This window comes from Streptomyces sp. NPDC060035, assembly GCF_042736635.1.
Classification (GTDB): domain Bacteria; phylum Actinomycetota; class Actinomycetes; order Streptomycetales; family Streptomycetaceae; genus Streptomyces.
The window spans coordinates 27,269-48,541 of record NZ_JBHWVO010000028.1; the positions used below are offsets into that span (position 1 = coordinate 27,269).

The following is a 21,273-nucleotide window of genomic DNA, read 5'->3' on the forward strand; positions in this document are numbered from 1 at the left end:
AGGCAGCGGCTACTTCCTTCCACGAAATCACGCCGCAGCCGTCCTGACCTCGGGAGGCACCAGCGCCGGGGTGCCCGGTGCGCAGGCAACGGATACTTCCGGGATCTGAGGGTTGCGGGTTCGAGTCCCGTCCGGCCACGGCCGGTAGCTCAATCGGACAGAGCATCAGACATGAGCCCGTCGCCGACTCCTGACCTCGGGCACCCTTTTCGCTGTGCCTTCTCCCATGAATTCGGGGGAATTCACATGGCACGCTTCAATACCCGTTTCCTCAGGCCCCGCGTCACCTCACCCGTGCAGTCCACCGGGCGCACCGCGCGCAACCATCAGGGTGCCGTCGGACACGTCCGGGACAGCCGCTCCGAACTCTTCCTCCTCGCGGTCTCGAATTTCGTGTCGCAGCAGACCTTCCACGAGGGCGGCGGCGAGCGCGACAGCCGGTTCGCCGCACTGGTGCGGAAGCTCGCCGTCGAGGACCCGGAGTGGACCGCGGGGCTGCTGCGCTGGCTGCGCCGCGAGGGGCAGATGCGTACGGCGTCGATCGTCGGCGCCGCCGAGTACGTGAAGGCCCGGCTCGACGCGGGCGCGGTGGACGGCCCGTCCAACCGGCAGGTCGTGGACTCGGTGCTGCTGCGTGCGGACGAGCCCGGTGAGCTGCTCGGCTACTGGACATCGCAGTACGGCCGCGCCGTACCCAAGCCCGTCAAGCGCGGGATCGCCGATGCCGTTCGCCGGCTCTACAGCGGCAGGGCGCTGCTGAAGTACGACACCGCGTCCAAGGGGTACCGCTTCGGCGACATCCTCAATCTGGTGCACGCCGCGCCCGACCCGGCCAAGGCCTGGCAGGGCGAGCTGTTCCGGTACGCGCTGGACCGCAGGCACCACCCCGAGGACGCCGTGCCGCCCGTCTCGAACCGCACCCTGACCGCCCACCGGGCACTGATGGAGCTGCCGGTCGCCGAGCGTCGCGCCGTCGTCACAGGACCCGGTGGAGCGGACCGGCTGGCCGCCGCCGGCATGACCTGGGAGGCACTCGCGGGCTGGCTGCAGGGTCCGATGGACGCCGCGGTCTGGGAGGCGGTGATTCCCTCCATGGGGGCGATGGCGCTCGTACGCAATCTGCGGAACTTCGACGAGGCAGGCGTCTCGGACGCGGTCGCGGCCAACGTGGCGGCGAGGATCTCCGACCCGGTGGCGGTCGAGGCTTCCCGGCAGTTCCCCTTCCGCTACCTCGCGGCCTACCGGCACGCGCCCTCACTGCGCTGGTCCTACCCGCTGGAGCAGGCGCTCGGGCACTCGCTGGCGAACATTCCGGCACTGCCCGGACGCACCCTGATCCTCGTCGACCGCTCGGGCTCCATGTGGTCGCCTCTCTCGGACCGCTCGCAGCTGAACCGCGCCGACGCCGCGGCCGTCTTCGGCACGGCGCTCGCGCTGCGGGCCGCCGATGCCGACCTGGTGGAGTTCGGTACGAGCAGCGCGCCGGTGGCCCACCGCAGGGGCGAGTCGGTGCTGAAGGTCCTGGAGCGCTTCCACAGCCTGGGCGGCACCAACACCGTGGAGGCGGTGCGCAGGCACTACAGGAAGCACGACCGGGTGCTGATCGTCACCGATGAGCAGGCATCGTTCACGCACTACGGGGACGCCACCGCGCGGATCCCGCCGACCGTTCCGGTATACACCTGGAACCTCGCGGGCTACCGGATCGGACACGGCCCGTCGGGGAGCGAGAACCGCCACACCTTCGGGGGGCTTTCCGATGCGGCATTCCGCATGGTGCCCCTGCTGGAAGCGGGCAGGAGCGCCGACTGGCCGTGGAACGGCTGATTACGAATCCGGCACTACTGCGGCCCCGGGAGCGGTCGGGCATGGCGTCGGGCGCTCCCAAGGCGCATACTCAATGTAATGAAACAGTCAGCCGGATCCCGGCGTCACCTGCCTTCCAGTCCCTTCAACCGCCCGGCCCAGGCGGCCCCACCGGTCGAATGCTTCGATGTGGGCGACAGGGTGTCGCACGACCAGTTCGGACTCGGCCGAGTCCTTGCTGTCGAGGGCGACAACGACGCAGTGCTCATCGACTTCTCGGGGCGACAGGGGAGGATCCTGAGCCCGTACTCCAAGCTGACCAAGCTCTGAGAGGGAGAACGAGCACCTACAGCGTCCGACCGGAGACTCTCCGGATCCGGGGCACCTGAGGAGAAATCCCATCGGGTGCCCCGGAAGCCGTTGCGAGGTGCTCGGGCGGCTTCGGGCTACAGCGCCTTCGAGGCGGGCTTCACCATGCCGCGAACGGTCCGCGACTTCACGAACTCGCCCATGCCGGTCATCTCCCATTCGCCGGTGAACTGCTTGATCAGCTTGGCCATCATCACGCCGGTCTGCGGCTCCGCACCCGTGAGGTCGAAGCGGACCAGCTCCTCGCCGGTGGCCGCGTCGATCAGCCGGCAGTAGGCCTTGGCGACCTCGGTGAACTTCTGGCCGGTGAACGAGTTGACCGTGAAGACCAGACCGGTCGCGTCGGCGGGGATCCGGCCGAGGTCCACGACGATCACCTCGTCGTCACCCGCGCCCTCACCTGTGAGGTTGTCGCCGGAGTGCTGGATCGCGCCGTTCAGGATGGAGAGCTTGCCGAAGTAGCAGCTTTCCAGGTGATTGCGGTTGGGGCCGAAGGCGATCACCGAGGCGTCGAGGTCGATGTCCTTGCCACGGAACGCGGGCTCCCAGCCGAGGCCCATCTTGACCTGGGAGAGCAGCGGCCGGCCGCCCTTGACCAGCGAGACGGTCTGGTTCTTCTGGAGGCTGATCCGGCCCTTGTCGAGGTTGATCTTGCCGGAGGGGGCGGGAGCGGGTGCCACGGCCGGCGGTGCCGCCGGAGCGGGCGGAGCAGGCTGAGCGATCCGCGGGTCCACGGGAGCGACCACCGGGGGAGCGACCGGTGCGGCCGGTGCGACGGATGCGGCCGGGGTGGGCGCGGCGGGCTCCTCGACCGACACGCCGAAGTCCGTGGCGATGCCCGCCAGGCCGTTGGCGTAGCCCTGGCCGACGGCGCGGGCCTTCCAGGCGCCGTTGCGCAGATAGATCTCGATGACCACCAGTGCCGTCTCCGCGCCCAGCTGGGGCGGGGTGAAGGTGGCGAGCGCGCTGCCGTCGTCCGCGTTGCGCACGGTTGCGGTGGGCTCGACACCCTGGAAGGTCTGGCCGGCCGCGTCGGGGCTCGCGGTGACGACGATCTTCTCGATACCGGGCGGGACCGCGGAGGTGTCCACCACGATCGCGTCGGGCCCGGAGCCGCCGCCCGAGCGGTACGTCACGCCGGGGCCGGAGGGCTGGTTGTAGAAGATGAAATCGTCGTCGGAGCGCACCTTGCCGTCGGCGGTGAGCAGCAGGCCCGAGACGTCGAGCCGCACCGGGGCGGCGACGTCCACCGCCACGCGGACGGCGGAGAGAGCAATGTTCGAGCCGGGGGTCATTACGGTCATGCACGGGCTAACGAACGACCCGGCTTTGCCGTTCCCTTACCTTCGGGTACATGCACCGTACGGCTCAGCGCCCGCCCACGGGCCGGTTACGGGGGTGGTTACGGGCGGTGCGCTCGTTGCCGTGCTTGTACGTGCCCGTCCAGCGGGCCATGACGAGCTGGGCGTCGCCGGACGCCACCTCGGCGAGGAACTTCTCCGCACGGCCGCCGCGCAGGGTTCCCGCAGGGCGGCCGTGATGAGTGATCGTGACGCTCGCGTCGGTGTGCTGTTCGTACTGGAATCCGGAAGGCTTCGGCATGCGCCCCATGCTGCCCGCGCCCGCCGTACGCCGTCGCGCGAATTTCCGGTCCTGGCCCACGGTCCCCGGCCCACCGGCCCCGGCAAGGACTAGTACGGCCACATCGGCGGGTCCGTGACGAAGTGGCCGCCGATGTGGGCGTGGTCCGGGTTCTCCGGGTCCAGCTCACCGTGCTCGGCGACGAGCTTGTCCGCATACTGCTCGGAGTCGTCCCTCGGCTCGTACCCGAGGGACCTGGCCGTCGTCAGGTCCCACCACAGGCGCGTGTTGTCGGAGGAGCCGTAGATCACCGTGTGGCGGACGTCCTCGGCGGTGAGCGCGGCGTGGAAGAGTCGCGCGCCGTCACCGGGGCTCATCCAGACCGACAGCATCCGGACCGATGTCGGCTCCATGAAGCAGGAGCCGATGCGCACCGAGACGGTTTCCACGCCGTACTTGTCCCAGTAGAGCTGCGCGAGATCCTCGCCGAAGGACTTCGACAGGCCGTAGAAGGTGTCGGGGCGGCGTGCGGTGTCGATCGGGATCAGCGGGTCGCCGGGCAGCGGGCGCGGGGTGTAGCCGACGGCGTGGTTGGAGGAGGCGAACACGATGCGCCCGATGCCCTCCTCGCGTGCGGCCTCGTAGAGGTTGTAGGTGCCCTCGATGTTGGAGCGCAGAATCTTGTCGAACGAGGCTTCGAGGGAGATGCCCGCGAGATGGATGATCGCGTCGACGCCCCGGACGGCTTCCCGCAGTGCCTCCTTGTCACCGAGGTCGGCGGTGATCGCGTCCGGCTCGCCCTCGATCGGGATGACGTCGAAGAGGCGCAGCTCATAGCCGTACGCGGGCAGCAGTCCCCGCATCAGGGTGCCGAGGCCGCCGGCGGCGCCGGTGAGCAGGACGGTGCGGGGAGCGGGCATACGGGGATCTCCTCGGTGCGGGCACAGGACGGGGGCGCGGTGTACGCGGACGTGCCGTGCGGTGGTGCGTACGGACAGCAAGGTACGCGTGGCACGCAGGCATGACACATCGGCGCGATGCGTCAAATCCATGGACGACATTCACATGCATGGACAAGCTAAGAAGTCCTGGCGGATCACGTCAAGTGTGGCCCCGAGTGAGCTGCTCCGCCTCCAGGTTGGGTGTTCTCGTCTTGACCTGCGCCGCGCGGCTGCCTTAGCGTGGCGGCGTTCAGAAATATGGACACCGATCAGAATTGTGCACGCCTGAATCTGCTCAGGGAGCGCCCGTGACCTCAGCCCCCCTTGCCGCCCGACTCACCGATGTCGCCGGGCCGCTCTTCTTCCCCGTCACTGCCTACGGGCCGGACGGCACCGTCGACCTCGACGCCTTCCGTACGCATGTGCGCACCGGCATCGATGCCGGAGCCGCAGCGGTCTTCGCCTGCTGCGGCACCGGCGAGTTCCATGCGCTGACGCCGGAGGAATTCCGGCTCGTCGTCGCCGCGGCCGTCGAGGAGACCGCCGGACAGGTGCCCGTCGTCGCGGGTGCCGGCTACGGCACGGCGCTCGCGATCCAGTACGCGAAGCTCGCCGAGGAGGCGGGCGCGGACGGACTCCTCGCCATGCCCCCGTACCTCGTCGTCGCCGGCCAGGAAGGGCTGCTGGGCCACTACACCGCGCTCGCCGCGGCCACCGGCCTGGAGACGATCGTCTACCAGCGCGACAACGCCGTCTTCACCCCGGAGACCGTCCTCGCCCTCGCGCAGACCCCCGGGATCATCGGTCTCAAGGACGGCTGCGGCGACCTCGACCTGATGCAGCGCATCGTCAGCGCCGTACGCACCGGCCTGCCCGGGCAGGACTTCCTGTACTTCAACGGCCTGCCCACCGCCGAGCTCACCGGGCTCGCCTACCGCGGTATCGGCGTCACGCTCTACTCCTCGGCGGTGTTCGCCTTCGCACCCGACATCGCCCTCGCCTTCTACCGGGCGATGGAATCCGGCGACGACGATCTGGTGAATGCGCTGCTCGACCACTTCTACCGGCCGCTCGTCGAACTGCGCGCCAAGGGCCGCGGCTACGCGGTGTCGCTCGTGAAGGCGGGCGTCCGGCTCGAGGGCCTGGACGTCGGCGAGGTGCGCACCCCGCTCACCGAACCGCCCGCCGAGCACATCGAGGAACTGACCGCGATCATCGCGAGCGGCCGCGCCCTGCTGGAGAAGCACGGGGTCCGGCAGGAGGAGCGCGGGTGAAGACCTCCGCCTTCCTCTACCCCTGGGACGTCGTCGGGGACCCGGACGCGGCTGCCCGGGTCGCGGACCTCGGCGTCCAGCAGGTCACTCTGGCCTCCGCGTATCACTCGACCCGGGCCCTGACCCCGCGTCACCCGGCCCGCCGGATCGTCACGGCCGAGCACGCCGCGGTGCTCTACCCGCCGGACCCGGCGCGCTGGGACGGACGCGAGCTGCGGCCCTACGAGCAGACCTGGGTGACGGGCGAGGATCCGTATGCCGAGGCGGCCGAGGCCCTGACCGGCGCCGGTCTCCAGGTGCACTCCTGGGTGGTCCTCGCGCACAACTCCCGCCTGGGCGCCGAGCACCCGGACACCTCCGTGGTCAACGCCTACGGCGACCGCTACCCCTGGGCACCGTGCATCGCGCAGCCCGCCGTCCACACCTACCTGGTGGACCTGGCGGCGGAGGCGGCCGTACGCCCCGGTGCGTGCGGCACCGAGCTGGAGTCCTGCGGCTGGTACGGCTTCGCCCATCTGCACGCCCACGACAAGATCGCGGGGGTGGGTCTCGGTGACGCCGCGCAGTACCTGATGTCGCTCTGCTTCTGCGCGGCGTGCCGGGCCGGCTACGGCGGGCACGGGCTGGACGCCGATGAGCTGGGTACGGCGGTGCGCCGGGCCCTGGAGCCGGTCTGGGCCGGATCCGGCTCCAGGGAGACCGGCTGGTCCGGTGTCGAGAAGCTGCTGGGGGCCGGCCTCGCCGATGCCACCCTGCGGTGGCGCGGCCAGGTGGCCCGGACGCTCCAGGAGTCGGCCGTCGCCGCGGTGCGGCAGGCGGCAGGCGGCCCGGACTTCCAGGTACTGCTGCACGCCGACCCCGCCTCGTACCGCGCGGGCGCCAACGTCGGAGTCGACGCCGCGCACATCCTGTCCACCGCGGACGGCGTGGTGCTGCCCTGCACGGGTGACGACGCGGCACGCGAGGCGGTGCTCGGCCCGTTCGCCGGGCTGTCCGGAGTGCGGGCCGCCAACTTCGGTGTGGTCACGGGCATGGGCGGCAGCCCCGGAACGCTGGAGCGGGACGCGGCGCACGCGCTCTCGCTCGGCGCCACCGAACTGCGCCTGTATCACGCCGGGCTGGCCTCGGGTCCGGATCTCGAGACCGTCGCCGACGCACTCTCACGCGTCGGGCGATGACGGACGCGGGCCGGTGGGGGCGCCCGTCAGCCGCCCCCGCCGGCCCGTGCACAGGCATGCCGCGGTGACCAGCCCTGCCACCGCCGTCAGCGGCAGCAGCAGGGTGACGTCCACCATCGCGACCAGCCCCGCCCCGAGCGCCAGGGCCACCGCGTTCGGCACCATCATCAGCGAGTTGGCCGCAGCGGCAGTGCGTCCCAGCACCGCGTCCGGGGTATCCCGCTGCACAGCCGTCATCGCGGCGATCAGTACACACGGCAGGCCGAGTCCGATGGCCGCACTCGCCGCCAGGGCCACCGCCTCGCAGGGCAGTGCCCGCGCCCCCACCGCCACCGCGAACACAGCGGTCCCCGCTGCCGCGAAGACCCGCTCCGGCATGCGCCGAAGCAGCGGCCCGGCCATCAGCCCGGCCGCCACGGAACCGGCGCCCTGGACCGCGTACAGGACCCCTGCGTAGGCGGGGGAGCGGCCGAGCACATCGTCGATCACGGCGTAGAGCGCAGCACCGTTGAGCCCGGCGAGCAGCATCGTCAGCGCCCCGGCGTACACCAGCGGCCGCAGCGTCTGCGAGCTGCGCAGCAGCCGTATCCCCGCCGCCGTGCCACCCCGCTGTGACACCCGCCCCGTCCCCTCGGGTTCGCGTACCCGCAACTGCGCGAACACCAGCGCGGCCAGGGCGAACGTCACCGCGTCCAGGAGCACCACCGGGCCGCCGCCGTACCGCGCGAACAGCCCCGCACCCGCCAGCGGTGCGAGCAGTTTCATGCCCTCGTTCGCCATCATCCGCAGCCCGTTGAAGTCACCCAGCAGCTGTGTGTCGACCGCCCGGGCGACCAGTGCGGCCTCGGCCGCGTCCAGCAGGACGCCACTCACCCCGTAGACGAACAGGACGGCGAAGAGCACCCAGACCCGGCGGGCCGAATCGACGACGAGCAGCGAGGTCATCAGCCCCGCCATGGCCAGATTCACCCAGATCAGCAGCGGTTTGCGGGGCAGCAGATCGGCGAGCGCGCCGAGGGCGGGGCCGGCCAGTACCGGCGCCCACATCGCGAACACGGTCAGGGCCGCCAGGCTGTCCGAACCGGTGAGCGACTTGACCCAGATCCCGGCGGTGAGCCACATCGCGGACGTGCCGAATCCGGAGACGAGCACCCCCGCCAGAACGAGCAGGGCCGTCCGATCGCATACCACTCTGCCCACGGCACCGCCCGCCCTCGCACCACCGTGACCTGGGCACTCGCCTCCGGTCCACGCCAACAGGGCCATGCTGGCGACTAAGGACGACCTCGGGCATCGGTCGGATGCCCTGGAGATGCGCGGAAACATCTTCTGTCAGAAGCGTTGACGAAACATCACGGCCGCTCTACTTTCATCGCGTCGTACTTCGTACGTCATATATGAGACGCGATACGCGAGATGCGAGAGCCCTTCACTCATGACCTTTGCGCCCACCCCGATCCCCTCCCGGACCCAGTACGTGCTGGAGGCGATCAAGCACGCCATCCTCACCGCGCAGCTGAGACCGGGGCAGGCGCTCGTCGAGACAGAGCTCGCCGCGCAGTTCGGGGTGTCGAAGACTCCTGTACGTGAGGCGCTGAAGACGCTCGCCGGTACGGGGCTCGTCGTCATGAGCCAGTACAAGGGCGCCACCGTGCGGCTCGTCGACGCGACCATGGCGCGGGAGGTGTACGACGTGCGCCTGCTCCTGGAGCCCGAGGCGCTGCGCCGCTCCATCACCCGCAAGGCCTCGCTGGACGCGGCACAGGAAGCCCTGGAGCGCTCCGACTCGGCGATCGACAAGGCCGACAGGTCGCTGGCGAACCGGGACTTCCACCGGGCGCTCTACCTGCCCTGCGGCAACCCGCTGCTCTCCCGGATGCTGGACGAGATCCGCGATCAGGCCGCCCTCGTGTCGACCGTGGCCTGGTCGACCATCCCGTCCTGGGAGCGTGAGGCGGCCGAGCACCGGGAGATCCTGCGGCTCGCCCTCGCGGACGACGCGGCTGCGGCGGCCGGGGCTCTGCACGACCACATCGCGTCGTTCGTACGCCGCGCCTTCCCCGACGACGAAGACGGGGGTGACGCGGCGTGAACAACCAGCTGGAGCTCAACCACCAGCACCTCGACGAAAGGCCAGTCCGCATGGACCTCTCCCCGCTGAAGGCGGCCCTCGCAGACGTTGTGGCGATCCCGGTGACCCCGTTCGCCGCGGACGGGAGCATCGACACCACGGCGCACCGCGCCCTGCTGCGACGGCTGCTCGACGGTGGCGTCCGCATCGTCACCCCGAACGGCAACACCGGGGAGTTCTACGCGCTGACCCCCGACGAGCGGCGCGCCGTCACCGAGCTCACCATCGACGAGGCGGGCGGCCGTGCCACCGTCCTCGTGGGCGTCGGCCATGACGTACCGACCGCCGTCGCCGCCGCGGAGCACGCCAGGGTCACCGGTGCCGAGATGGTGATGGTGCACCAGCCGGTGCACCCCTATGTCTCGCAGGACGGCTGGATCGACTACCACCGGGCCATCGCCGAGGCCGTTCCGGAGCTCGGTGTCGTCCCCTATATCCGCAACCCGCTGCTCGCCGGTGAGCGGCTCGCCGAACTCGCCGACAGCTGCCCCAACGTCATCGGTGTGAAGTACGCCGTCCCGGACGCCGCCCGCTTCGGCGCCTTCGCCCGGGACGCCGGCCTGGAGCGGTTCGTCTGGGTCGCCGGACTCGCCGAGCTGTACGCACCCTCCTACTTCGCCACCGGCGCCACCGGATTCACCTCCGGCCTCGTCAACATCGCCCCCGGTGTCTCGCTGACGATGCTGGAGGCGCTGCGGGCCGGCGACTACGCCGCGGCGATGAAGGTCTGGGAGCAGATCCGCCGCTTCGAGGACCTGCGCGCCGACCGGCAGTCCGCCAACAACGTGACCGTCGTCAAGGAGGCCCTGGCCGCGCTCGGGCTCTGCCGCCGCGACGTCCGCGCACCGAGCAGGGTCCTGCCCGAGGCGCAGCGCGCCGAGGTCGCCGACCTGGTCGCAGGGTGGTCCATATGACAGGCACCGACGGCACGCGCATCGCTCCCGAGGAGCTCCGCAGCCACCAGTGGTACGGAACGGACGGGCTCCGCTCGTTCAGCCACCGCGCCCGCACCCGCCAGCTCGGTTACCTCCCCGAGGAGCACCTGGGCAAGCCGGTCATCGCGATCCTCAACACCTGGTCCGACATCAACCCCTGCCACGTCCACCTGCGCGACCGCGCGCAGGCGGTCAAGCGGGGCGTCTGGCAGGCGGGCGGCTTCCCGCTCGAATTCCCGGTGTCCACCCTGTCGGAGACCTTCCAGAAGCCGACCCCGATGCTCTACCGCAACATGCTGGCGATGGAGACGGAGGAGCTGCTGCGCTCCTATCCCGTCGACGGCGCCGTGCTGCTGGGCGGCTGCGACAAGTCGACGCCCGCGCTCCTCATGGGCGCGGCCTCCGTCGACCTGCCGACCGTGTTCGTGCCCGCCGGGCCGATGCTGCCGGGCCACTGGCGCAACGAAGTGCTCGGCTCCGGTACGGACATGTGGAAGTACTGGGACGACAAGCGGGCCGGGCTCATCGGTGACTGCGAGATGGCCGAGCTGGAGAACGGGCTCGCCCGTTCGCCCGGCCACTGCATGACGATGGGTACCGCGTCGACCCTGACGGCCGCCGCCGAGGCGCTGGGCGTCACGGTGCCGGGCGCCTCGTCCATCCCGGCCGTCGACTCCGGTCACGACCGGATGGCCGCGGAGTCGGGTCTCCGGATCGTCGAAATGGTGTGGCAGCAGCTGACGTTGTCGAAGATCCTCACCGCGGACGCGTACGACGACGCCGTCGCCACCGTCCTCGCGCTCGGAGGCTCCACCAACGCCGTCATCCACCTGATCGCGATGGCGGGCCGCTCCGGGGTGAAGCTCACCCTGGACGACTTCGACCGCATCGCCCGCACCGTCCCGGTGCTCGCCAACCTCCGCCCGGGCGGCAAGTACCTGATGGAGGACTTCCACTTCGCCGGCGGGCTGCCCGGATTCCTGGCGCGGCTCACCGACGTACTGCACCTGGACCGCCCCACCGTCGCGCACACCACGCTGCGCGAACAGCTCGACGGGGCGCTGGTGCACAATGCCGACGTCATCCGGGAGCGGGACAACCCCCTGGCCGAGGAGGGCGGCGTGGCGGTGCTGCGCGGCAACCTCTGCCCCGACGGTGCAGTCATCAAGCACATCGCCGCCGAGCCCCACCTGCTGCGTCACACCGGTCCCGCGGTCGTCTTCGACGACTACAAGGAGATGCAGCGCACCATCAACGACCCGGCTCTCGCCCTCACCCCGGACCACGTGCTGGTGCTCCGCAACGCCGGGCCCAAGGGCGGTCCCGGCATGCCCGAGTACGGCATGCTGCCGATCCCGGACTACCTGCTGAAGCAGGGCGTACGGGACATGGTGCGGATCTCCGACGCCCGGATGAGCGGCACCAGTTACGGGGCGTGCGTGCTGCACATCGCGCCCGAGTCGTTCGTCGGCGGGCCGCTCGCCCTGGTGCGCACCGGTGACCTGATCACCCTGGATGTCGAGGCGCGCCTGCTCCATCTCGACGTTCCCGACGAGGAGCTGGAGCTGCGCAGGGCCCGGTGGACACCGCCGCCCGCACGGTACGGGCGCGGTTACGGGGCGCTCTACCAGGAGCAGATCACCCAGGCCGACACCGGATGCGACTTCGCGTTCCTGGCGAGGCAAGGAGATGTGCCCGACCCGTACGCGGGCTGAACCGGGCGAAGAGAATTCCGCGCGCCGATCCGTTCGGTACACCGAACGGCATGCGGTAAGCGCTTGCACGGCACACGCACCAACGCACGGCACACGCATGAACGCACGGCACATCCAGCACTTCCCAGAGATCGGAGACGTGTCATGGCCCAATCCGCAGCCGTGGCCACACCGCCGCCCAAGGCGCCCCGGCGCCGCTCGGCGACCCCCCGCCGCCTGCCGTATCTGCTGATAGCGCCCGCGGGCCTGCTGATGCTGGGCTTCATCGCCTATCCGGTGATCAGCGTCTTCTACTACAGCCTGCAGAACTACAACGTCACCAAGCCGTGGCGGAACGGTTTCGCCGGTTTCGACAACTTCACCCGTATCTTCACCGAGGACGAGCAGTTCTGGCCGACGCTCGGCTTCAGCGCCCAATGGGTCTTCACCCAGGTCACGCTGCAGCTCGCGCTCGGTCTCGCGCTCGCCCTGATCGTCAACCAGAGCTTCATCGGCCGCGGCATCTCGCGCGCCATGGTCTTCTCGCCCTGGGCCGTCTCCGGTGTGCTGACCAGCACCATCTGGATCCTGCTCTACAACTCCTCGACCGGCTTCAGCCGCTATCTCGCGGACGCCGGAATCGGCGAATACGGCACCTCGGTGCTCTCCGACACCGGGACCGTCTTCTGGGCGGCGACCGTCTCCGAACTCTGGCGCGGTGTCCCCTTCTTCGCCATCCTCATCCTCGCCGACCTGCAGTCCGTCTCGAAGGAGCTGTACGAGGCGGCATCGGTCGACGGCGCGGGCCGGCTGCGACAGTTCTTCCACATCACGCTCCCGCACCTGCGGGACGCGATCATCCTCGCCACGCTGCTGCGCGGTGTCTGGGAGTTCAACAACGTCGACCTCCTCTACACCCTCACCGGCGGCGGACCGGCAGGCGAAACCACCACCCTGCCGCTCTACGTGGCCAATACCGGCATCGAGGGCCACGACTTCGGATACGCCTCGGCGCTCACCACCGTCGCCTTCGTGATCCTCCTCTTCTGCTCGATCGTCTATCTGCGCCTGAGCAAGTTCGGAGGCGACCACAAGTGACTGCCGCACTCGCAGAGAAGAACAGCGCCCCGGGACGGTCTGTGCGACACAGCGCCCCGCCGCCCTCCTCGCCCCGCCGCACCAAGCGCGAGCGTGCCTTCGACGACGTACCGCGCTGGCAGATCTACGTGCCGCTCGGCATCTACCTGCTCTTCACGCTCATCCCCTTCTACTGGATGTTCCTGTTCGCCGTACGGCCGGCGGGCTCCACCTCGCTGGTGCCCTGGCCGATGACGGGGGAGCACTTCTCCAAGGTCTGGAACGAGCGGAGCTTCGCGCTCTTCTTCCAGAACAGCATGATCGTCGGTGTCTGCACGCTGATCGCCACGACCCTGGTCGCGCTGGCCGGCGGCTACGCCCTGGCCCGGTTCAACTTCAAGATCAAGAGCGCGTTCATGCTGGCGCTGCTCTGCTCGCAGTTCATCCCGGGCGCGCTGATGCTCGTACCGCTCTTCGAGATCTTCAAGAACCTCCAGATGATCAACTCCCTCGGGAGCGTCGTCATCGCGGAGACCGTCTTCCAGCTGCCCCTGTCGATCATCCTGATCAGCGGCTTCATCAAGAACGTGCCGGTCTCCCTGGAGGAGGCCGCCTGGGTGGACGGCTGCTCGCGCTTCAGGGCCTTCTGTGCGGTCGTCCTGCCGCTGCTGCGCCCCGGACTGATCGCCGTCGGCTCCTTCGCCTTCGTCCACAGCTGGAACCACTTCCTGTTCGCCCTGATGTTCCTCAGCGAGCAGGACAAGCAGACGATCCCGGTCGGTCTGAACACCCTGATCGGCGCCGACAGCGTCGACCTGGGGGCGCTGGCCGCCGGCGGTGTCATCGCCGCCGTACCCGTGGTGATCGTCTTCGCCTTCATCCAGAAGTGGCTCATCACCGGCTTCAGCGCCGGCGCAGTGAAGGGGTGATGGACATGACCGCACGCCTGTGCCCCCGCGCTGCGCGCCGCGCCGCCGCCGCGCTCGCCCTGCTCCTCGGCAGCCTGGCCCTCCAGCCGGGCGCCGAGGCCGCCACCCCGGCCCCGGCGGCGCAGTCGCCCGCCGCCGGCCGGGACCTCGGCCGGGAGGTCCTCGCCGCCGACGACGGCTGGGCCGCCGAAGGCACCGGGACCACCGGTGGCTCGGCAGCCGACGACGCGCACGTGTTCACCGTGCGCAACAGGGCCCAGCTCGTCGCCGCGCTCGACGGCGGCAGCTCCGCACCCAAGATCATCCGTGTCGCCGGGACCATCGACGCCAACACGGACGACCAGGGACGGCGGCTGGACTGCGCCGACTACGCCACCGACGGCTACGGCCTCGACGCCTACCTCGCCGCCTACGATCCCCGCACCTGGGGCGGCGCCAAGCCCGCAGGGCCGCAGGAGGACGCCCGCAAGGCGTCCGCCGCCCGCCAGGCCGAACGCGTCGAGCTGCTCGTCGGCTCCCACACCACGCTCGTCGGCGTCGGTCGCAGTGCCGTGCTCAAGGGTGCGAGCCTGCAGGTCAGGGACGCCGACAACGTCATCGTCCGCAACCTCGAACTCCGCGACGCCTACGACTGCTTCCCGGTCTGGCAGCCCAACACCGGCGGACTCGGCGACTGGAAGACCGCGTACGACACCCTGTGGCTGCGCGGCGCCACCCACGTCTGGGTCGACCACGTCACCGCGAGCGACAAGGGCCACGCGGACGACCGGGAACCCACCTACTTCGGGCGCAACTACCTGCGCCACGACGGGCTGCTCGACATCACCAACGGTTCCGATCTGGTCACCGTCTCCTGGAGCCGGTTCGCCGACCACGACAAGGCGATCCTCATCGGCAACGGCGACGGCGTCACCACCGACCGCGGCAAGCTCCGCGTCACCCTGCACCACAACGAGTTCCACTCCGTCGTGCAGCGCGCACCCCGCGTCCGCTTCGGCCAGGTCCACCTCTACAACAACCGCTACGTCATCCCCGGGGAGGGCGACTACCGCTACTCCCTCGGCGTCTCGACCGAGTCCCGGATCGTCGCGGAGAACAACTCCTTCGAGAGCCCGGGCCACGTCGAGGTCGCCGACCTGCTGAAGAGCTGGAACGGCAGCGCCCTCACCCAGCGCGGCACCGTGTTCAACGGTTTCCCCGTCGACCTGGTCTCCATCTACAACGCCTACAACTCCGGCAGCGAGACCGATCTCGCCGCCGACACCGGCTGGACACCCGCCCTGCACGGCCCGGTCGACAGCGCCGAACGCGCCGCCGCCGACGTCGCCCGCGGGGCCGGAGCAGGGAGGGCCGGATGACCACGACACCGCTGCCCCTCGTCCTGGCCGGCGCCCGGGGCCACGGCCGCTGGCACCTCGCCAACATGCGCCGCCTCCAGCACCAGGGCCTCGTCAGGCTGGCCGGGATCTGCGAACTGAACCCGCTGACCGACGGCGAACTCGACGCGTTCGTCGGTGAGATGCCCGAACAGTCCGCCGACTTCGGGGCGCTCCTGGACTCCACCGGGGCCCGTGCCGCCATCATCTGCACCCCCATCCCGACCCACACCGCTCTGGCCCTGACCGCGGCGGCCCGCGGCGTCCACCTCCTCCTGGAGAAGCCGCCCGCCGCGACCTGGGCCGACTACGCCCGCATGGCCGACGGTGTACGGGAGGCCGGCATCGCCTGCCAGGTCGGCTTCCAGTCCTTCGGCTCGCACGCCGTGCCCGCCATCAAGGAACTCGTACGCTCCGGAGCCATCGGGAACGTACGTGGCATCGGTGCCGCCGGTGCCTGGGTCCGCGACGATGCCTACTTCCGGCGGGCGCCCTGGGCCGGCCGCCGCACGCTGGGCGGCACGGATGTGGTCGACGGTGTGCTGACCAACCCCCTGGCCCACGCACTCGCCACGGCGCTCGAACTCGCCGACCGGGGCACCGCCGAGGACGTGGCATCCATCGAGACCGAGCTGTTCCGTGCCCACGACATCGAGGCGGACGACACCAGCTGTGTCCGCGTCACCACCACCGACGGGCTGCCGGTCACCGCCGCGGTGACCCTCTGCGCCGAGCAGGCCGGGGAGCCCTATGTGATCGTCCACGGCGACCGGGGGCGCATCACCTTCTGGTACAAGCAGGACCGGGTCCTCGTCCAGCGCGCGGGACACGGTCCCGAGGAAGCCGTGCACGGGAGGACCGACCTCCTGGAGAACCTCGTCGACCACCTGGTACGGGGCACGGATCTGATCGTGCCGCCCCACCGCACCGGCGCGTTCATGCGGGTCGTCGAAGCGGTACGTACCGCCCCGGAACCCACGGCGCTGCCCGCCGGCGCCTGGGACACCCGGCCCGCGGAGACCGGTGGCGGGGTGCGGCGCATCGTGCGCGGCATCGACGCCATGGTCGCCGCAGGGGCCGACACCCTCACCCTCTTCTCCGAACTCGGCGCCCCCTGGGCGCAACCCAGCGAGGTGAGCACATCGTGACCACCGCACTCCTCAGCTGCGCCGGACGCCCCGTCGGCCGCTACAGCTACCGGCCCGGGACGGACGGCCGCCCCTACCTCCACCCCGTCACCACCCTGGCGGGCACCCCCGTGACCGAGGAACGCCCCGCCGACCACATCCACCACCTGGGCGCCTCCGTCGCCGTCCCCGACGTGGCCGGACACAACTTCTGGGGCGGGCGCACCTTCGTCCGCGACCAGGGCCCCACCGAGCTCGACAACCACGGGGTCCAGCGCCACCTCGGCTGGAAGCTCCGCGACCCGGACGGCTTCGTGGAGGAGCTCAGCTGGGAGGCCGACGGCGCCGAGCTGCTGCGCGAGCACCGGACCGTCGCCGTCAGCGAACTCTCCGACACCGCCTGGGCGCTGGACTTCTCCTTCTCGCTGGCCAACCGCGGCAGCACGGACCTCTCCATCGGCAGCCCCGCCACCAACGGCCGCCCCGGCGCCGGATACGGCGGCTTCTTCTGGCGCGCCCCCAAGGAGCCCACCCCGCCCGGCGTGTTCAGCGGCACCCTCGACGGCGAGGAGGCGGTGCACGGAAGGGCCGCCGACTGGCTGGCCCTGACCGGTGACGGCTGGACCCTCGTCTTCGCCGGGGCGACCGACGAGACCCGGCGCGATCCATGGTTCGTACGGACCACCGAGTACCCGGGCGTCGGATCCTCCCTCGCTGCGGACCGGCGGCTCCCCGTCGCAGCCGGTGCCACCGTCGTACGCCGGGTGGTCACCGTCATCGCCGACGGCACGCTCGACAGGGAGACCGCCGCCGGCTACGTCCGCAAGGTGGTGACCGCGTGAGCAGACCCTGGACCGCGGACCTCGGCAACGGCACGTACCGCAACCCCGTCCTGAACTCCGACTGGTCCGATCCGGACGTCGTGCGGGTGGGTGACGACTACTACCTCACCGCGTCCAGCTTCGGCCGGGTCCCCGGACTGCCTCTGCTGCACTCGCGCGACCTGGTCAACTGGAGTCTCATCGGCCATGCGCTCGCACGCCTCGAACCGGCCGCCGACTTCGCCGTGCCCCGCCACGACTGCGGGGTGTGGGCCCCCTCGCTGCGGCACCACGCCGGACGCTTCTGGATCTTCTGGGGCGACCCCGACCACGGCATCCAGCAGATCAACGCCGAGGACATCCGCGGCCCGTGGAGCGCACCGCACCTCGTGAAGGCGGGAAAGGGGCTCATCGACGCCTGCCCCCTGTGGGACGAGGAGACCGGCGAGGCCTTTCTCGTGCACGCCTGGGCCAAGTCCCGCTCCGGTATCAAGAACCGGCTCACCGGCCACCGGATGAGCCCCGACGGACGCGAGCTGCTCGACGAGGGCAAGACCCTCGTCGACGCCGATACGATCCCCGGCTGGTTCACCCTGGAAGGGCCCAAGCTCTACCGCCACGACGGATACTTCTGGATCTTCGCCCCGGCCGGCGGAGTGGAGACCGGCTGGCAGGGTGCCTTCCGGTCGCGGGAGTTCTTCGGCCCGTACGAGGAGAAGGTCGTCCTGGCCCAGGGCGGTACCGACGTCAACGGGCCGCACCAGGGCGCCTGGGTGGAGACCGCACAAGGCCCCTCCTCCCCGTCCTCCCACTGGTTCCTGCACTTCCAGTCCAGGGGGGCCTACGGGCGGGTGGTCCATCTCCAGCCCATGAGCTGGCCCGCCGACGGCGACGGCTGGCCGGTCATCGGCGACGGGGGAGAACCCGTCGCCGTACACACCAAGCCCGAGGCGCCCGAACAACCCGTGGAGGCGCCGGCCTCCGGCGACGACTTCCCCGGCGGGCGATACGGCAGACAGTGGCAGTGGACGGCGGCCCCCCGGCCCGGCTGGACCGTCGAGCACGCCGGTGACGGGCTGCGGCTCAGCTGCGTGAGGACCGCGTACGCACACGATCTGCGGGTCCTGCCCAACGTCCTGGTCCAGCGGCTGCCGGCCGAGGAGTTCGGCATCGAGGTGGACCTCACGCTGAACAGCCGGGAGCCCGGTGCCAAGGCCGGACTCGCGGTGCTGGGCGACGCCTTCAGCTGGATCGGGCTGGAGGCCGGGGATGACGGAACGGCCCGGCTCGTGCACCGCTACGCCGAGTCCGTCGCCGAACACGAACGGGACGCCGCACATGCCCGCGCGGCACCCGAGGGGCGGGTCCGGCTCAGCATCGAGGTCACCACGGGGGCCCGCTGCCGCTTCTTCGCCGACACCGGCGACGGATTCCGGCCCTCGGGCCAGGTCTTCGCCGCCACCCCCTGGCGCTGGGTGGGCTCGCTGCTCGGCCTCTTCGCCACCGCACCGGCCGGGACGGGCCCCGCCGGAACGGCTGCCTTCACCGCATTCCGTACCAGCGGCTGACCGTACACACCACAGACCGCCCCCCACGGACGTAACGAACAGCACCTGCGACACCAGCGATTTCACCGACAGTACCGAGAGAGAAGAGCCGACGATGACTATCTCGAAGACGCAGCGGGGGCGCGCCATGGCTGCGATGTCCCTCACGGCGGCGCTCGCCCTGACGGCCACCGCGTGCGGTGATGACGGCAGCGGCTCCGGCAAGGAGGGCAGTGGCTCGGGCGAGATCACCTTCTGGGACAACAACGGCGGTCCGCGCACCGCCATCTGGACCGAGATCATCAAGGACTTCGAGAAGAAGTACCCGGACATCAAGGTCAAGTACGTCCCGATCCCGATCGCCGACGTCCAGTCCAAGTACGACACGGCGATCGCGGGCGGAGGCCTGCCCGACGTGGGCGGTGTCGGAACCGCATACCTCGCCAACATCGTGTCGCAGGAAGCCCTTGAGCCGGTCACCGACCGGATCAAGGAGTCGTCGCTGAACGGCAAGCTGGTCGAGGGCATGGTCGACAGCGTCAAGGTCGCGGGCGGCCGGGGCGACGACCTGTACAGCGTGCCGACCTCCGCGAACAACGGTGCGCTCTGGTACCGCACCGACCTGTTCAAGGCGGCGAACCTTCCGGCGCCCACCACGTGGGACAACTTCTACGCGGCCGCCGACAAGCTCACCGACGCGAAGAACAACAAGTTCGGCTACACCATCCGCGGCGGCGCCGGCTCCATCGCGCAGGCCCTGGACGCGGTCTACGGTCAGTCCGGCATCACGGACTTCTGGGCCGGCGACAAGACGACGCTCAACGACCCCAAGAACGTCGCCGCGCTGGAGAAGTACGCCGCCCTGTTCAAGAAGACGACGCCCGCCGCCGACGTCAACAACGACTTCACCAAGATGGTCGCCCAGTGGGACACCGGCACCATCGGCATGCTGAGCCACAACCTCGGTTCCTACCAGGACCACCTGAAGGCTCTGGGGGCGGAGAAGTTCGCCGGCATCCCCGCGCCGATCGGTGAGGGTGACACCCGCGTCCAGGTCTCCAACCCGGTCGACGGACTCGGCCTGTTCCGGGCGGGCGACAACAAGACGGCGGCCTGGAAGTTCATCGAGTTCGCCGCCTCGCACGAGTCGAACAGCAAGTGGAACGAGGCCGCGGGCGCCATCCCGGCCAACACCGAGGCGGCCAAGGACCCCTGGATCACCAAGAGCGAGCCGACGGCGCTCGCCGCGAAGGCGCTCACCGACGGCTCCACCAAGATCGTTCAGCTGCCGTACTACCTGCCCGACTGGAACAACATCAGCAAGGCGGACAACGAGCCGGAGTTCCAGAAGCTGCTGCTCGGCAAGGTCACGGCCAAGGAGTTCCTGGACAAGATGGCCGGCGAGCTGAACACCGCCCAGCAGGAGTGGAAGGAACTGGGCAACGGCTGATCCGACCGTCTCGCCACGGTCGGCACCCCGGTGACCGGGGACCGGCGGCGGTTCGGGTCGCGCCCCGCCGCCGGTCCCTCTCCCCTTGTACGTCAGGTACGTCAGGTACGTCGAGCACGTCCGGTACGTCGTACGAGTACGTCGGACGCGCGCGGCGTACGAGAGAGGCAGTCACGCTGTGTCACTCACTCGCAGGCAGGCGGCAGCCACGCTCCTCGCGCTGCCGCTCGCACTCACCGCCACCCCCGCGCTCGCACACGGCGGCGGGGGCAGGCCGCGGCCCCGGACGCTCCATATCGCGGGGGACTCCACGGCCGCCCAGAAATACGCCGACGCCGCGCCCGAGACCGGGTGGGGCATGGCCCTCCCCTTCTTCCTCGGCCGTGCGCTCACCGTCGCCAACCACGCGGTGAACGGCCGGAGTTCCAAGAGCTTCATCGATGAAGGCCGCCTGACCGCACTCCTGGACGGCGTCCGGCCGGGCGACCTCGTCCTTGTCCAGTTCGGGCACAACGACGAGAAGACGGAGGACCCGGCCCGCGGCACCGACCCGTACACCACGTACCAGGAGTACCTGCGCCAGTACGTGAAGGGCGCACGGGACCGCCGGGCGGAGCCCGTGCTGCTGACCCCGGTGGAGCGACGCCGTTTCGCCGCCGACGGCACCGCCCGGCCCACCCACGGCGAGTACCCCGCCGCCATGCGCGCCCTGGCGGCCGAGGAGCATGTGCCGCTGCTCGACCTCCAGGCGCTCTCCCTCGCCCGCTGGCAGGAGCTCGGCCCGGACGGGACCGAACCCTTCTTCAACCGGCTGGAGCCGGGGGAGTCCCCGAACTACCCGGACGGCAAGCAGGACAACACCCACTTCAGGCCTGCGGGTGCGATCGACGTGGCCCGGGCGATCGCCCGTGCCCTCGGCGAGGAGCGCGTGCTCGCCGCGCGGGACCTGCGCCGTCTCGACGAGCCGGTCCCTGTCGAGTGGATCACCTGGCCGCAGGCCTGAACCGCTTCATCATCATCTTTCTCCCGTACGACAG

At 70.4% G+C, this 21,273-nt stretch carries 19 protein-coding genes; 15 read left to right on the forward strand and 4 right to left on the reverse strand.

What is annotated here, in order from left to right; genetic code table 11:
• Positions 1-246 precede the first annotated feature (246 nt).
• Together ACFWBQ_RS31885 and ACFWBQ_RS31890 are read left to right on the forward strand one after the other, a co-directional pair.
• On the forward strand, positions 247-1,827 hold the full coding sequence (locus ACFWBQ_RS31885; RefSeq protein ID WP_385504601.1) for a TROVE domain-containing protein: 1,581 nt from the start codon (positions 247-249) through the stop codon (positions 1,825-1,827).
• 78 nt (positions 1,828-1,905) lie between these two features.
• Positions 1,906-2,136: a hypothetical protein gene (locus ACFWBQ_RS31890; protein WP_014156926.1), complete on the forward strand. Its 231-nt coding sequence runs from the start codon at positions 1,906-1,908 to the stop codon at positions 2,134-2,136.
• 116 nt (positions 2,137-2,252) lie between these two features.
• On the opposite strand, the gene ACFWBQ_RS31895 is transcribed toward ACFWBQ_RS31890, so the two are convergent.
• The 3 genes from ACFWBQ_RS31895 to ACFWBQ_RS31905 form a co-directional block, all read right to left on the reverse strand.
• Positions 2,253-3,479, reverse strand: coding sequence for a TerD family protein (locus tag ACFWBQ_RS31895; protein WP_385504605.1), 1,227 nt, complete (start codon positions 3,477-3,479; stop codon positions 2,253-2,255).
• 64 nt (positions 3,480-3,543) lie between these two features.
• Entirely contained in the window at positions 3,544-3,777 is a 234-nt protein-coding gene (locus tag ACFWBQ_RS31900) for a hypothetical protein (protein WP_385504608.1), read from the reverse strand.
• Between the two features lie 89 nt (positions 3,778-3,866).
• Positions 3,867-4,676: an NAD-dependent epimerase/dehydratase family protein gene (locus tag ACFWBQ_RS31905; RefSeq protein WP_385504611.1), complete on the reverse strand. Its 810-nt coding sequence runs from the start codon at positions 4,674-4,676 to the stop codon at positions 3,867-3,869.
• 329 nt (positions 4,677-5,005) lie between these two features.
• Between ACFWBQ_RS31905 and ACFWBQ_RS31910 the strand changes: the two genes are divergently transcribed.
• Together ACFWBQ_RS31910 and ACFWBQ_RS31915 are read left to right on the forward strand one after the other, a co-directional pair.
• A complete protein-coding gene (locus ACFWBQ_RS31910) occupies positions 5,006-5,971 on the forward strand; it encodes a 5-dehydro-4-deoxyglucarate dehydratase (RefSeq protein WP_385504618.1) in 966 nt (321 codons plus the stop codon).
• Positions 5,968-7,149: a hypothetical protein gene (locus tag ACFWBQ_RS31915; RefSeq protein ID WP_385504620.1), complete on the forward strand. Its 1,182-nt coding sequence runs from the start codon at positions 5,968-5,970 to the stop codon at positions 7,147-7,149. Before ACFWBQ_RS31910 ends, ACFWBQ_RS31915 begins: the two co-directional genes overlap by 4 nt.
• On the opposite strand, the gene ACFWBQ_RS31920 is transcribed toward ACFWBQ_RS31915, so the two are convergent.
• The gene (locus tag ACFWBQ_RS31920; protein WP_385504624.1) at positions 7,132-8,349 is read right to left on the reverse strand and encodes an MFS transporter; all 1,218 of its coding nucleotides are present in this window, start codon (positions 8,347-8,349) and stop codon (positions 7,132-7,134) included. The genes ACFWBQ_RS31915 and ACFWBQ_RS31920 overlap by 18 nt on opposite strands.
• A gap of 235 nt (positions 8,350-8,584) precedes the next feature.
• On the opposite strand from ACFWBQ_RS31920, the gene ACFWBQ_RS31925 reads away from it, so the two are divergent.
• From ACFWBQ_RS31925 to ACFWBQ_RS31975, 11 genes are all read left to right on the forward strand, one after another.
• On the forward strand, positions 8,585-9,241 hold the full coding sequence (locus ACFWBQ_RS31925; RefSeq protein ID WP_385504630.1) for a GntR family transcriptional regulator: 657 nt from the start codon (positions 8,585-8,587) through the stop codon (positions 9,239-9,241).
• Between the two features lie 50 nt (positions 9,242-9,291).
• Positions 9,292-10,194, forward strand: coding sequence for a dihydrodipicolinate synthase family protein (locus ACFWBQ_RS31930; RefSeq protein ID WP_385504955.1), 903 nt, complete (start codon positions 9,292-9,294; stop codon positions 10,192-10,194).
• Positions 10,191-11,930, forward strand: a complete 1,740-nt coding sequence (araD, locus tag ACFWBQ_RS31935; protein WP_385504634.1) for an L-arabinonate dehydratase — start codon at positions 10,191-10,193, stop codon at positions 11,928-11,930. Before ACFWBQ_RS31930 ends, araD begins: the two co-directional genes overlap by 4 nt.
• Positions 11,931-12,074: 144 nt before the next feature.
• Entirely contained in the window at positions 12,075-13,007 is a 933-nt protein-coding gene (locus ACFWBQ_RS31940) for a carbohydrate ABC transporter permease (RefSeq protein ID WP_385504642.1), read from the forward strand.
• Positions 13,004-13,915, forward strand: a complete 912-nt coding sequence (locus ACFWBQ_RS31945) for a carbohydrate ABC transporter permease (protein WP_385504646.1) — start codon at positions 13,004-13,006, stop codon at positions 13,913-13,915. The genes ACFWBQ_RS31940 and ACFWBQ_RS31945 overlap by 4 nt, the downstream gene beginning before the upstream one ends.
• Positions 13,916-13,920: 5 nt before the next feature.
• Positions 13,921-15,273, forward strand: coding sequence for a polysaccharide lyase family 1 protein (locus tag ACFWBQ_RS31950; RefSeq protein WP_385504651.1), 1,353 nt, complete (start codon positions 13,921-13,923; stop codon positions 15,271-15,273).
• Positions 15,270-16,439: a Gfo/Idh/MocA family protein gene (locus tag ACFWBQ_RS31955; protein WP_385504655.1), complete on the forward strand. Its 1,170-nt coding sequence runs from the start codon at positions 15,270-15,272 to the stop codon at positions 16,437-16,439. Before ACFWBQ_RS31950 ends, ACFWBQ_RS31955 begins: the two co-directional genes overlap by 4 nt.
• The gene (locus ACFWBQ_RS31960) at positions 16,433-17,260 is read left to right on the forward strand and encodes a PmoA family protein (RefSeq protein ID WP_385504959.1); all 828 of its coding nucleotides are present in this window, start codon (positions 16,433-16,435) and stop codon (positions 17,258-17,260) included. The genes ACFWBQ_RS31955 and ACFWBQ_RS31960 overlap by 7 nt, the downstream gene beginning before the upstream one ends.
• Positions 17,257-18,807, forward strand: coding sequence for a family 43 glycosylhydrolase (locus ACFWBQ_RS31965; protein ID WP_385504660.1), 1,551 nt, complete (start codon positions 17,257-17,259; stop codon positions 18,805-18,807). Before ACFWBQ_RS31960 ends, ACFWBQ_RS31965 begins: the two co-directional genes overlap by 4 nt.
• A gap of 94 nt (positions 18,808-18,901) precedes the next feature.
• Positions 18,902-20,236, forward strand: a complete 1,335-nt coding sequence (locus ACFWBQ_RS31970; protein ID WP_385504663.1) for an ABC transporter substrate-binding protein — start codon at positions 18,902-18,904, stop codon at positions 20,234-20,236.
• A 178-nt stretch (positions 20,237-20,414) separates the two neighbouring features.
• Positions 20,415-21,239, forward strand: coding sequence for a rhamnogalacturonan acetylesterase (locus ACFWBQ_RS31975; protein ID WP_385504670.1), 825 nt, complete (start codon positions 20,415-20,417; stop codon positions 21,237-21,239).
• The last annotated feature ends 34 nt before the right edge of the window (positions 21,240-21,273 follow it).